The organism is bacterium, from assembly GCA_041649255.1.
Lineage (GTDB): Bacteria > Hydrothermota > UBA3073 > JACQXS01 > JAQTXJ01 > JAQTXJ01.
The window spans coordinates 197,760-211,694 of sequence record JBAZNK010000002.1; the positions used below are offsets into that span (position 1 = coordinate 197,760).

At 37.5% G+C, this 13,935-nt stretch carries 10 protein-coding genes; 3 read left to right on the forward strand and 7 right to left on the reverse strand.

Features of this window, described 5'->3' with window-relative positions; all coding sequences use genetic code 11:
- Window positions 1–160: 160 nt before the first annotated feature.
- Window positions 161–1,144, reverse strand: coding sequence for a tRNA (adenosine(37)-N6)-threonylcarbamoyltransferase complex dimerization subunit type 1 TsaB (gene tsaB, locus WC614_02400; GenBank protein MFA5031846.1), 984 nt, complete (start codon window positions 1,142–1,144; stop codon window positions 161–163).
- Window positions 1,145–1,374: 230 nt separating this feature from the next.
- On the opposite strand from tsaB, the gene WC614_02405 reads away from it, so the two are divergent.
- The 3 genes from WC614_02405 (at window position 1,375) to WC614_02415 (ending at window position 4,411) form a co-directional block, all read left to right on the forward strand.
- Window positions 1,375–2,817 carry a sigma 54-interacting transcriptional regulator gene (locus WC614_02405; protein MFA5031847.1) on the forward strand — a complete coding sequence of 481 codons (1,443 nt, stop codon included), beginning with the start codon at window positions 1,375–1,377 and terminating at the stop codon, window positions 2,815–2,817.
- Between the two features lie 158 nt (window positions 2,818–2,975).
- Window positions 2,976–3,482: a transposase gene (locus WC614_02410; GenBank protein ID MFA5031848.1), complete on the forward strand. Its 507-nt coding sequence runs from the start codon at window positions 2,976–2,978 to the stop codon at window positions 3,480–3,482.
- 317 nt (window positions 3,483–3,799) lie between these two features.
- Window positions 3,800–4,411, forward strand: a complete 612-nt coding sequence (locus tag WC614_02415; GenBank protein ID MFA5031849.1) for a DUF502 domain-containing protein — start codon at window positions 3,800–3,802, stop codon at window positions 4,409–4,411.
- Window positions 4,412–4,762: 351 nt separating this feature from the next.
- Here WC614_02415 and WC614_02420 read toward each other — a convergent pair whose 3' ends face one another.
- The 6 genes from WC614_02420 to WC614_02445 form a co-directional block, all read right to left on the reverse strand.
- Complete coding sequence (locus WC614_02420) at window positions 4,763–7,792, reverse strand: patatin-like phospholipase family protein (protein MFA5031850.1); 3,030 nt, start codon at window positions 7,790–7,792, stop codon at window positions 4,763–4,765.
- A gap of 430 nt (window positions 7,793–8,222) precedes the next feature.
- Window positions 8,223–9,233, reverse strand: coding sequence for a class II aldolase/adducin family protein (locus WC614_02425; protein MFA5031851.1), 1,011 nt, complete (start codon window positions 9,231–9,233; stop codon window positions 8,223–8,225).
- Between the two features lie 276 nt (window positions 9,234–9,509).
- Window positions 9,510–10,385: a radical SAM protein gene (locus WC614_02430; protein ID MFA5031852.1), complete on the reverse strand. Its 876-nt coding sequence runs from the start codon at window positions 10,383–10,385 to the stop codon at window positions 9,510–9,512.
- Window positions 10,386–10,485: 100 nt separating this feature from the next.
- The gene (locus WC614_02435) at window positions 10,486–11,232 is read right to left on the reverse strand and encodes a tetratricopeptide repeat protein (protein MFA5031853.1); all 747 of its coding nucleotides are present in this window, start codon (window positions 11,230–11,232) and stop codon (window positions 10,486–10,488) included.
- 47 nt (window positions 11,233–11,279) lie between these two features.
- On the reverse strand, window positions 11,280–12,644 hold the full coding sequence (locus WC614_02440) for a T9SS type A sorting domain-containing protein (GenBank protein MFA5031854.1): 1,365 nt from the start codon (window positions 12,642–12,644) through the stop codon (window positions 11,280–11,282).
- 77 nt (window positions 12,645–12,721) lie between these two features.
- Window positions 12,722–13,858, reverse strand: coding sequence for a glycosyl hydrolase (locus WC614_02445; GenBank protein ID MFA5031855.1), 1,137 nt, complete (start codon window positions 13,856–13,858; stop codon window positions 12,722–12,724).
- Window positions 13,859–13,935 lie beyond the last annotated feature (77 nt).

Below are 13,935 nucleotides of genomic sequence, written 5' to 3' on the forward strand. Positions count from 1 at the left end.
TTCTTTTTTTTGTTTTAATCCTGTTTTTATCTGCGAAAATCTGCGTCCAAAAACTTTCTGTTCTTTTTTTGTTTCTCTGTTACTATAAGTTACTATGAATTACTATATGTTACCGTTCTTACTATCTCTTCTTTTGTTTTGTGCAATGTTTTGTCTTCTCTTAACTCTCTATCTCTCTCCTCAAATAAATCGGTTCCAGACTATTCACATCATCCTTTTCCCCATCCATCAGTTTCATTCCCCCGACACTCGCTACCCAACTCCCACAGGGGAAACTTGCTACTTTATCAAGAAAATGAGCTTTCGTACCCATACGAGACACAATTAAATCGCGATGTACAAAAACGCCATTCCCAGTAAATATCGTGTTTTTAGAATAATTCTCTTCCAATAATTTGTCAATACTTATTATCCTGTAATCCTCTACCTTCTTTATTCTATTTTCCATTTCTTGTATTCTATTCTTATCTGTATTTTTGATATTTGATTTTTGATATTTAATTTTACTTTTCACTATCTCATAGCTTGCCGTATATACATTTCTGTAACGTGCATCAAGGATAGGAACAATTTTATACCCATCTATATCAGTTTTATGACACACGCTCATCTTCTCTATATTTGCTCTATCTGATACGGATTTACTTTTTAATTTTTGATTTGTATTTTTGATATTTGATATTTGATTTTTAATATTATGCTGGCATATCTTTTCATCTATGGAATCTATCATTACTCCATACGCAAGCGATTCCAACGTACACACCCCGATAATTGGTTTATTCAATCCGAAAGCAAGTCCTTTGGCAACGGATAATCCGACTCTTAGCCCCGTAAACGAACCCGGTCCTATACTCACGGCAATCCCATCAAGGGTTTTAGGCGATTTCACATTCGAACTCATTAACTCAACCAAATCATCACTCTTGCTTTCTGTCTTCCCTGTGGACAGGATTGGTGCATCCACTACCACATCCAACTCCACTGTTATATTTTTATCTTCTGTTTTCTGTTTTTCATATTTTTGATTTTTGATTTTTGATTTTTGATTTCTTTCCAATCCGCAATCCGCAGCCCAAAATCCAAAATTAACAACTCCCAATCCCACTCCCATCGTAGAAGTATCTATCCCTATAATTCTCATTTTCCTATTCTAATGTATACAACTTTATTTGTCAATTATTTCCCAACTTTTGGATTATTCTTCTATGTCCGTTTGGTATACATCATCTATTTCTTTAACCTACAACTTTCTTTATTTTTGGATTCTGCGTTAATCTGCGGTTACTAATTTTTCTTCTCTATTCGTTTCTTCTCTGCATTCTCCACAATTTAATTGACAACCTTATATTTTCCTGTTAACTGTGAACTACTATGTCTCGTATTCTTGTAATAGATGACGATAAAGGAGTATGCGATTTTTTTGACCTATTCCTTAATAAAGAAGGTCATGAAGTCAAAACCATCCAACTCCCCTCCCTCGCAATGTCTGTTCTGCAAAGCTGGACACCCGAAATAATCTTTCTTGACCAGCGGATGCCGGAAATGGACGGTTTAACATTACTCCCCGAGATAAAAAAAGCCTCTCCTTCAACCATTGTCATTTTTATTACCGCCTTTGCTTCCGTTGAATCAGCAGTAGATGCCATACGAAAAGGCGCTTTTGACTACATTACCAAACCCTTCAAAATTGACGAAATAAGACTCGTCTTGAAAAGAGCCCTGGAAACTTATACACTGCGGGAAGAAAATATTACTCTTAAAAAAACTCTGGAACAAGTAACTTCCTATTCCCTAATCGGGGAATCAAAAATCTTTATGGATATCCTTGAACTTGTCCATAAAGTCGCAAACACGGATTCAACTATCCTCCTTTACGGCGAATCCGGTACAGGCAAAGAACTTATCGCAAGAGAAATTCATAATGTCTCTTTAAGGAAAAATAATCCCTTTATTCCCATAAATTGCGGAGCTTTATCGGAAAGCCTCCTGGAATCAGAACTTTTTGGGTATGTAAAAGGCGCTTTCACAGGTGCAGTAAAAGATAAAATCGGTCTATTCCAGGCAAGCGATAAAGGAACGTTATTTTTGGATGAAATCACATCCGCAACTCCTAAAATCCAGGTTGAACTGCTCAGAGTTATAGAATCGAAAGAAGTTACACGCGTAGGCGCTACCGGAACTATCCCGGTAAACGTAAGATTGATTCTTGCCACAAACCAGAAATTAGAACAGCTTGTCAAAGAAGGAAAATTCCGTGAAGATTTGTATTACAGGATAAACGTAATACCTGTGACACTCCCCTCTTTAAGAGAACGCAAAGACGATATCCCCCTACTGGTAGAGTATTTCTTAAATAAGTATTCTACCAAACATAAACTCGGCATCAAAAAGATGCACCCCGATACAATGAAATTGTTGAATAACTATAACTGGCCCGGTAATATAAGAGAACTCGAAAACGTAATAGAAAGAGCGGTAATTTTGGAAAAATCATGCATTATACTGCCAGACAGCTTACCTGATAAAATAAAACAAACGACTGTAATAGCACAAACGCTGTCTTCTGATTATCGCAGGTTTTCCGAAAAGTATGCTCAGGAAGATTTACATAAAACAGAAAGCTTTATCTCCAAAGAACAACAAATACTTGATTATCTGAAAGAGAATTCAAAGATTACCAGTAACACCTGTAGTGAAATGCTTGAAGTATCCCCGCGTATGGCAAGAAACTATCTGCAGGGACTTCTTGATAAGAAACTTATACTCCAACAAGGCACTGCAAAGAAAAACACCTTCTATACCCTCGCAAATTAGATTTGAATCTTTTAAGAAAGACTCTTCTACCCTTGACATATTCTCTCCTATTCCAATTTTTTTGTAGGCACGAATTCAATTCGTGCTTTTTCTCTCTGTAAACGCAAATTCAAATTCTACTTGCTTTATTTTTAATTCGTATTATTTATTTGAAAATAATGATAAATTATAAAATTCGGAAAATTAAACTTAAACGTTTTTACCTGCCGGGAGAGATGTATTTCATTACATGTGTGACTGAAAATAGAGAAAAAATATTCAAGGAAGATAAAAACGTACGAATACTTTTGAGTGTCATAAAATATTATAAAGAAAAATATGAATTCAATATTGCAGCTTATTGTATATTGCCCGACCATTTTCATTGTCTTGTTGTCCCTTCTAAAAAGGCAAACATTTCTATGATAATGAAAGGAATTAAGGGATATTCAACAAGACTTATTAATAAAACAAATAATGCAAATGGTAGTTTGTGGCAACATCAATTTCTCGACCATATAATTAGAGCAGATGAAGATTACCATTCACATATTGATTATATACACGAAAATCCTAAAAAACATCGTATTGTGGATGAAACAAAGAAATATAAATGGTCAAGTTACCATGTTTATTACGAAGAAGAGCACGAATTGAATTCGTGTCTACAAGTAGACAAAATATAATTGAAATAAAAAATATATAAAATCTTTTATACGCCAAACCTTGATGGGGCGTTACTATCCTCAAAGAAAAATCTCTGTAGGCACGAATTCAATTCGTGCTTTTTATTCCATGTGCTTTTCCTCTTTGTAAACACTCAGCCTTGGCAGTGGCTGAGTTCAGCGGGGTCAAAAATCTCTATTTTCTAATGAAAAAAAAATCATTGACAGTAAAATCTTTGTAGGCACAAATTCAATTTGTGCTTTTTTGTGCTAAAATTTTCTAATAAAAAACAAAAAATCATTGACAGTATTGATATATTAAGGATAATTAACTCATTATGAATATTAAAAAGAACATTTTCGCAGGATTAATGGCTTTATTCCCCATAGGCCTTACTGCTTTTGTTATATGGTTTGTAGTTAATAACTTTGGTGGAATATTTAAGATAATATTTCAGAAAATTCCGATATTCTCGACCTTGCCACCTTTTGTCCATTCATTGCTTGGATTTATAACTTTAGTAATTCTCGTTTATATCATAGGCGTTATAACACGGAACTTTATAGGGAAAAAACTTCTCCAAACTGCAGAAAAAGTTATTAGAAAAATTCCCATTATTCAGTCAATTTACAACGCAGGACGTAAGTTAACTGATGGGGTATTTGTAGATAAATCTGCTTTTAAAAGCGTAGTTTTTGTTGAATTTCCACGTAAAGGTATGTACGCTATTGGCTTTAAGACAAGTAAAGAGGACTTCCAAATTGGCGATAGCCCTGACAACGTCAGCGTTTATGTCCCTATCCCGAATGGGTTCTACCTCGCAGCCAATAAATCCGACCTGATTGAGACTTCATTGTCCGTAGACACAGCCTTACAAATAATCATTTCAGGAGGAATAATATCCCCTACAGGCCAAACCGCTAAAGAAACCCCTCCCGAAACCCCTTAAACTTTCTGTATTTTTAATCTGCAGCTATCTATATAAAAATCTTCTTTTACCGAAAATCCTTTCCTTATCTGTAGGCACGAATTCAATTCGTGCTTTGTTTTTTTTATCCGTGTAAATCCGTTTACAAACTCTTGGTAATACCCCTTAGAGTTTGTTATCCCGCTCAGCTGGAGTCTGTCATCCGTGGCTAAAACCTGTATTCTGTTTCCCCGATAAACTATCTCTGTTTTTCTCTTTTGATTTTTGAACTTTGCGTTTTCTGCGATAAGAAGCTCTTGTACGAAGTCATTAGAGATTCCTATCCTGCTTTGCTGGACTCTGCGGTGAACTTTTCTGTTATCTGTTCCCCTATCAAAACCCGTAAAACGTCACCGATACAAACGGCTCCGACAATTTATTGTTCTTAAAAAGAAGCCCTGCCCCGGCATTAAAGAAACTTGTATCCAGATGTAAACCTACAACCGAGCTTTTTTTCGAGAATGTATGTTCATTAAGCGAAAAACCTTTCCACCCCTCCAACACATAATAAGACGTTTCAAAATGAACTTTTGCCTCAACTCCCAACAAGGATATATTCAAAAAAGTAAACCGCGCTAAACCGCCTGTCATAAACATTATTCTTTCCGTAAGCTCATTTCTGCTGTATCCCGGAAAATATTCGGAATCAAACAACTTCAACTGATGACTCCCCGCAATGTTTAGTCCCCCAAAATTATACCGTTCATAATCAGGCGTGTGTTCGGAATATTCCGTTCCTATAATCTGCCCCAAAAAAGTAAATTTTTTCAAAGGCCGCCACGGACAAACTCCAATCATATTCGCCCTTGCATGCAAAAAAGATTTACCATCTGATAAAAAATCTTTCCACTTCTTTAAATCCCCGTAACCCTTAAAATCAACACTACCCTTACACCCGTATTCAGGGAAAATAATCCTGTCAAGGTTATCCCACTCAAATTCAACAGTCCCTTTTGTTTTCCAGTCAAAAACCCCATCCTCATACTTCCCGGCTTCTTCTATACCGGGAGTAAGAATAAAATGTTTTCTGGAATGAATAGGCATTTCTATTTGCGCCCCTAACGTATGAAAACTGTTTTCATACGAAGAATCAAATATCTCACCCCAGTATAAGTTCGCCTGAGGAAGGAATGACCGACACGCCTGGACACCAAAATTAAACTGTTTCCCCATAAGAAGTTCTTCCGCCTGTTTCAAGGGATAATTAGAAGTCCAATTCAGATACGGAGACCATTCTCCATACCCAAAAAACTTGCTCCTTTTAGTTACTATTTCCGCAAAAAAAGTAGCTCCTTCATCATACCAAAAAGTAAGAACGGGAATCCGCACCGTAGAAGTACTCCTTCTCTCTGCCGTTACAAATAAAGAATCTCCCCTGACTCCTTCAACCGCAATTGTCTTGAGAGCAAGAGTTTTATAAGCAGATGAAATCACACCTAAAACATTTGACGGGTTTATCACTTTCAGCGAGTCAAACTCCTTTTTCAAAGCATCCTTTGCTTCGGGATTCCTGCAGGATATTATTATCCCTTTAAGATGAACCCCTTTCCCTATATAAACAAATACCGTATCCTTTTCCGTCGAGCGTACGAAATTAACGCTGTCAACCCTCAAACCAATAGTCCCATTATTTACGGAACTTTTCTCCACTAAATCCTTTATTTCATAAAAATTAATGGCTTTCCTTTTGCTGCAAATTTTATCCGTAAGTATCTCCTCTATTACCGAATTGTGAGGAAATTCAGGCAATAACTTAACGGCAACTCTATTCACGTCGGGCAAACAACTTCTCTTCCCTTCAAAATAAAAAGCTACTTTACAATACCGAATCGAATCATTGACTGTATTTTCAACCGAATCGTATTCCATTTTTGCGGTAATTTTCCCAAAATCTCCAAGCTTATATAGCCTTGCCATCGCGTCACAAATATCGTTCTTCTCTATATAACTTCCTTCTTTTAATCTAATCGCTTTGAGATGCTTCTTTTTCTTTCCCTCTACCCCATTTAATTCAATAGACGAAATACAATAAATGTCGTTCTTGGACAACCCTTCTTTTATGCATATATCCTCTTTTATTTGTCTAATTTGTTTTCCTGCCGTGCTATATCCTGCCTCTACCATTTTATTTATTTTTTCCGAAGAAAAGTCAAAACCTCCTTCCACGTCTAAATCAATTTTGGCATCGGCGTTATTCCAGCTGCTCTGTAAATAGTAATCCCGTGAAATATAAAAAACCTTAAACGCTATGTCTACCATAGAAAAACCTGAAACTTCCCTGTTTATTTCTTTTTTCCCTATTTTATAAGGATACACTGCTATAATGTAATCAAAAAGTTTGTCCCCATTTTTTATGGTGTTTTGGGGTGCTCTGATAGAATCAAAAGGTATAAACGCATCCACAGGAAGGTCATCCAAAACTCCGCCGTCTATATAAAGCTTATCCCCGATTTTCATCGGTTCAAATACCATCGGGTATGAGCCACTGGCACGTGCCGCCGTGGAAACCGTTCCCTTCCGCATTAACTCTATGTTGCCGCCTTTTACATTCATTAACAATGCCCCAAAAGGAATATCAAGATTATCAAAATCAAACCCCGCTTTATAATCGGCATCCAGAGATAACCCTACAAATTTGTCCGTTAATTTTTGAGCCGTTCTGAACCCTGATATCTGGTTAAACCATTTATCGGGACGCGACCACCTTATGTCTAAATTTACTCTTGGTTCTTTAGGTTCCTCTTTTAACCTTTCCCACAACGGAAAACTTTCTCTTGGAAGCTGGTCTGAAAATAAATCGTCCCAGTTTATGGTTCTTGTAACCTTTTCAATGGAATCAGGTGAATACCCACAGGAATAAAGCCCTCCGATAATCGCTCCTATGCTTGTGCCGGTAATTCCGTTTATGGGGATGTTATTCTCTTCCAGCACCTTCAACACCCCGATATGCGCCATTCCTCTAATCAATCCCCCACCCAAAACCAACCCTACTTTGATGTTTTTATGTAAGTCGGGAATGTCTTGCCATTTGGCACTTGTCTTTGTAGATTCTTCCGCCCATACGGGATTTTCGGTAGGAATTTGTTGTTCCCATATACAATTAGAAGAATCCGATGATTTCTTATCAAATTTCAACCTGAAATAACAAGGAAACTCTTCTTTTATGTTGCCGTTCGTAGGACAATGCTTAAGCCTTGCGTCTGTTATTTGTTTTTTTTCTTTTATCTGATTTCCTGATCCCCTGATATTCTCCCCACTGATCTTCTGATAACCTGATATACTCCCTCCACCCTTTACGTCTGCCCTCAACGGCATTCCTAATAATATAATCCATCCTACATGAAAATATGTTTTATAATTCATTGGTCAGTAACTATATCTATAACTTATATCTTTGCAACTTAATTCTTAATTTTGTTCTTTAGAATGGGTATGTTTTTAATTGGGTAGTTAGGAGCCCCTGTCTTATATGTCCTGTCCTCCGTTTTTTTAGTGCCCCCTGTAGGCACAAATTCAATTTGTGCTTTGGTTTGATTTTTTCTTTTCTATGGAAATCCCTGCCCGCCGTTCTGTTTGGAGGGTGCGTCCAAGAAATTCTTTGTCTTCTAATCTTTTCTTAGCGCCTTTGCGTGAGAAATTCTCTCTGCGCCCTCTGTTCTTGTCCTCTGTGACCTCTTCTATGATCTGTTTTTCGTGTTTTAGTTTTTTTGTGGCAAGATTGTAGGTTTATTTGTTCTCTGTGGTCGGAGTTTACCCCGCAATTTGCGGGGTGTTTCGATTTTTCTTTATTCTGTTATCTGGGACCTTTCACTTCTTTCAATATTCCCCCAATCTGTTCAGCCAACTCAATAAGATTCTTTCCCACAAACCACTGCCCGTGCGCTTTAACCGAAACACCAAAAGTCTTATGTTCCTTCAACATCCCGGCGATTTCTTTCCCGATTTCCTCTGTCGAATACGAAAACTTAGTTATAACGGGAATATACACGGATTTCAACTTTATATTCGAGTGCTCCGAAATCTTTGTCATCCGGTCATTATGAATATGTATAATACTCCAACATAACGGATTTTTATCTTTATGCAGCGTAGAATGTATTACCCAGTGCGGAGCTGATTCGGCAGAAGGTTTTATCAAATAATCCCCATAATAATAATACTTCTTATCCTTCGTTACAATGGGCGTTTCCGAAAACATACTTATCTTGTCTTTTGAAGTGTTTGTCGCCGTGATTATCATAAAGTTTCTGTCTTTGCATTTATAGAATGAACTAATCACGATATGTGTCAACGAAGTCGTAGCTTCTGCCTCGACTAACATCTTTGCGGATTTCTTTATTTCTGCCATTCTTTCAAACAGGGAATAAAGTTCTTCTTTGCTCAAAGACTCCGGCAAAACGCCTTTATATTCTATCTCCGGAACTTTAATTTTCCCCGGCATCAAAGCGACTTTAGTTTCTATGAGCCCCTTTTTTCCAAGACAACTCTTATTCTCAATCATAAGTTCATTTTGATGCCCTTCAAATATATCCCTGACGGAAAGAAGAGTGATTTTTGGGTTCTTGAATTTATTATATATATTCTGAACGGCAAAAAACAACTGTTTGGGAGGATTTGATATACAAGCATCAATGTACTCATATACCGTCATAGGTTTGGTTATAAAATGCCCGTACAAAATCCTGAATTTTCTGTTTCCCCACCCCTTCTTTTCCAATTCTTTCAAACAAGTATGTATTTTCTTCCCCCATTCCTTATCCTTTTGTTGAATCATTTCTAAGTTTTTAAGTATTTCCTTCTTCATTTTTTCTCCCCAAGGTCCAAACTATCTTTTCATGACTTTTCATTTGTCATTCCCGCGAAAGCGGGAATCCATTTTGTCTGTTTCTGCAATTGGAGTAGCCAACATCCCGCTTTGGCGGGACTGATATTCTGATTTCCTGATTCTCTGCCTATACGAAGCCCTTGAACGATAGTGATTAGGGATTCGTATCCAGCTCAGCTGGACTGATTCCCTGATATTCTGATACCCCATTTTCCAATCTGTAATTAAGCAGTTCTGCCCTCTGCGGTGAAAAACCTATAATCCTCTCCCCCACTCAGGTTTTAAAGACTCTCCCCCTTCTTTAATCACCGAATCAATATCTCGTAAAAACTTCTCCTTATCATTCGGAAACCTTCCTGACAACGGTAAATAATTTGACGCATGATTGGTACGAAAAATACAACCCGAAGAAACGTTTACGTTCTCTATAATAAGTCTCATTTCCTTAATCATATCAATAGGTTCAGGCAAAACAAACTTCTTTTCTTTCCATTCTGTATAAAGCTCGGTTCCTTTTACTATCATTACCGTTAAAAGTGAAAAATAAAGTGGCTGCATAGCGGTTATTGCTTTGCCGGTATCTATGGAATGCTCTTTCCATAAATCCGTACCCCCTAATCCCAGCAACCCTATAACCGAAACCTTAAACCCTGCTTTCTGCGCCTTCTGCACTGCCTCTATCATTGATTCTACCGTTGTTCCTTTGTGTATTCTTTCTAAAACCTTATTATTCCCACTTTCAAGCCCGATATATATCATAGAAAGCTTCTTTTGTACCAAATCCTCAAGTTCTTTATTTGTTTTTCGCAATATATCATCCGCATTTGCGTAAGTTCCTATTCTTTGAAGCGTAGGAAATCCGGAATTTAAAGCATCCAGAATGGGAACAAGTTTTTCATTACTTAATACCATTGCATTTCCATCTGCCAGAAAAACCCGCCTCGTATAAGATATATCCTTTTCTGCTTCTTTTATGTCCTTTAGTATACCATCCATTTCCCTAACCTGAAAAGGTTTATCCAAATAAGTGGGGCAAAAACTGCATTTATTATGTGAGCACCCGTAGGTAACCTGTAAGATAAAACTATCCGCTTCACTCGGCGGTCTTATAACCATCCCTTTATATTTCATTTCTGTCTGGTTATCTATTTTCCATTTGTAGGGCAAACTTTTAAGTTTGCATCCGTTATTTGTTTTCTTTGCCTCTTATCTGCGTTCCCCTACCTATTTCTTACTCTCCCACAATCTTCTTGAAATCTTTATCTCCCCATAATTTTTCAAAATCTTTGTCCTTTTTAGCATCTTCTCTAAACTTTGCATCTAATTCTATTGCTCTGGATAAGTTTTTAAGCACATTCGCTTTATCACCTTTTAACGAATACATACAAGCTTTATTATACCATGCGTTTGCATAATCGGGTTTTATTTCTGTCGCTTTATCAAGAAGTTTAACTGCTTCATCATATCGATTTAGTTTGCCCAACATATATCCCTTATTATCCAATGCTTTTACGTCATTAGGGTTAATTTTAATAACTTCGTCTAAATCCTGTATTGCCTTGTCTAGCTCTCCTTTTTTGTAATAAGCATTTCCACGACTGTAAAAAGCATTTGCATAATTAGGATTAATACTAATGGCCTTGTTAAAATCTTGTATTGCTTTACTGAACTCACCTTTCTTATGATAAACATTCCCACGACTGTAAAAAGTGTACGCATCGTTAGGATTAATACCAATGGCTTTGTTTAAATCCTCTATCGCCTTGTCGAACTCTCCTTTGTCGGCATAATCAAGTCCACGAGTACAAAAAATTTCTGCTTCATTGGGCTGATTAACCTTTGCTGGTTCTGTTTTTTTTATGGAGTCTGCTTTTAGGGAGTTTTCTTCAGCCTGACTATTACCTGCAGAAACAAATAATAAAACAAACCCTAATAAAATCCACACTCTTCTCATATATTCACTTCCACTACCTTTCAATATTTCATTTCGAAGATAGTTTTAACAAATACTTTGTCAATTCCTATTTATTTTATCAGCTTTATTACCTTAAAACAACTTCTTTTCCCTGCCGTTTTTACAACAAGAAAATAAACTCCCTGTTTTATCTTGGAAACATTTATATCTAATTTCCCTTTTATTAAACTCTCTCCCCTCGTTAAAAGAACTCTCCCGCAAACGTCATAAATCGCATATTGTATCTTCTGTTCAACAGGCAATAAAAGAGTTATTTTATTAACAAATATTGAACTCCCAATAGACACGATTTGTCTGTTTGTTATTTGTTCTTCTACTGCCGGAGGTGCTTCCAAAGCTAAACTATGAAAATCTCCCGCAGAAATTCCCCATGCAATTACTCCTATCTGAACGGGAACCTTTACACTGTTATCTTCCCCATTACCTATTTGCCCCAAATCTCCTCGACCCCAAGCTTGAACAGTTGAGTTTGATAACAACGCAAGACTGAACATTGAACCCGCAGATACTATTACTGCATTACTTATTCCCGGGATTACAACAGGCGTATCCGTATCAATAAATGTCCCGTTTCCAAGTTGTCCGCAACCATTATATCCCCACGCTTTTACTGCCCCATCCGATAATACGGCAAGGTTATGAGAAGTTCCCGCCGAAACTCCCTTCGCATTATTTATTCCCGAAACTATGACAGGCGTATCGCTATCAACGGTTGTCCCATTTCCAAGTTGCCCGTATTTATTAAGTCCCCATGCTCTTATCGTGCTGTCCGATAATAACGCTAACCCGTGAAGTACTCCCGCAGAAATCTCTATCGCATTATTTATCCCATAAACTACAATAGGCGTATCGCTGTCAATCTTCGTCCCGTTGCCTAATTGCCCGGAATTATTATATCCCCAGGCTTTTATTCTTCCATCCGACAAAAGAGCCGTACCATATTCCCATCCGGCAGAAATCTTTACAGCATTATTTATTCCTAAAACCGTAACAGGCGTATCCCTGTCAATAGTCGTCCCATCCCCGAGCTGCCCATACTCATTATTTCCCCAGGATTTTATCGTCCCGTCCGACAAAAGAGCTAAACTGTGCTCACCTTTTGCAGAAATTGCTACGGCGTTTTTTATCCCGTATACGACAATAGGCGTATCGCTATCAACGGTTGTTCCATTTCCAAGTTGCCCGTCCGCGTTATACCCCCATCCCATTAAAGTGCTATCAGATAATAACGCCAAACTATGTTCTCCGCCCGCAGAAACAGAAACGGCATTCCATATTTGCACAATCCGCTCAGGTGTATAACCATTAGCTTTTGTTCCATTGCCAAGTTGCCCGTAAGTATTATATCCCCAGGATTCAATCGGCGCCGCATTAATACTCCCGGCTAATAATAAAACTACAGAAATAAAAAACATTTTTCTCACTTCTTCCCCTCTTACTTTCTATCCTGTTAATCCTGTCTAATGCTCTGTTTAATAGGACACTATCTAAACTATCTTCTCTTTTTCCCGGTATCAGGATGCGTTGCAATAAAATTCCGCACACTATCAAGAGCAGGTCTATGCGAAAAATCTTCTTTCATCATTCCCCAATAATCAGTTGAAGTACGTAAAGAATCTGCATACTTATATGCCCCAAAATCCTGTAACGTAAAAATAAATATTTTATTAAGCCATACTCTTTGTTCTTTTGCTTCGCATATTTTAAGCAAATACTCTGCCTGTTGTGCCTCGGTTATAGTATCTGAATATGCATCAATAATTGTTGAATCCGGCAAGCTTATTACAGGATGTGTCCGGTTGCATCCTATTTCTGTTATCCATAAAGGTTTCCCCGGCACATATTTATCAAGTACAGGCTTTATTTTTGTATCAAGATAGGAAAAATCCCCATAAGTATAAATGTGTAAACTTATTACATCAAAATAATTTCCACACCTCTCAAGAACCATTCTTAACAATGCGGAATCCTCTCCCGATATTGTATAAATTGCATTAACCCTCCATCCCGCGTCTCCTCCGGTTGCTCCCATAACCGGACCAATAACCTGGGCAGACAGGTCTGCAGATTTTATTGCCTGGTACGATATTCTGGCATACCTGGCAAAATCATCAATACTCCCGTATCCCCCATATTCAGGTTCGTTACAGATTTCCCAACTTTTAATCGGTTTGGTAAGCCCCGGCAGATCATTGTTCCCATCACCATCATACCTTTCAATGGTGTTCTGCCAATATTTTTTACATTTTAACGTGTCGTCACGCCACGGAGCCCAGTTCGGTGGACCGGTACATATCAATAAATTTAGATTCCGCTCCTGCATAAAAACTACAAGCGAATCCATCATATCCGTCCTAAAATGTGTAGTCCCAGGTAAAACATTATACGGCGCACAATTAGGTCTGTTCCACGTAAAACCATAACTCTTTGCTGAATCAAGCCCACGGGCATATAAATCACGCAATCTGTCGGGACGCCACTGGTCAGGCCGATTATACGGCGAAGCCCCATATGGCCATACATCTATAACTCCCCACGGAGAATCCGCATCCTTTGATTTAACAGGCTTAGCATATAAAAAATTACCCGATATTATTATGCACACAATAACACTAAAAAATTTCAACATAATACCCCCAAAAATCAAATCTATTATTTTTATTATATTTTCATTACTTTAGCTTTGCAAGTTTTTTAATAAAAAAT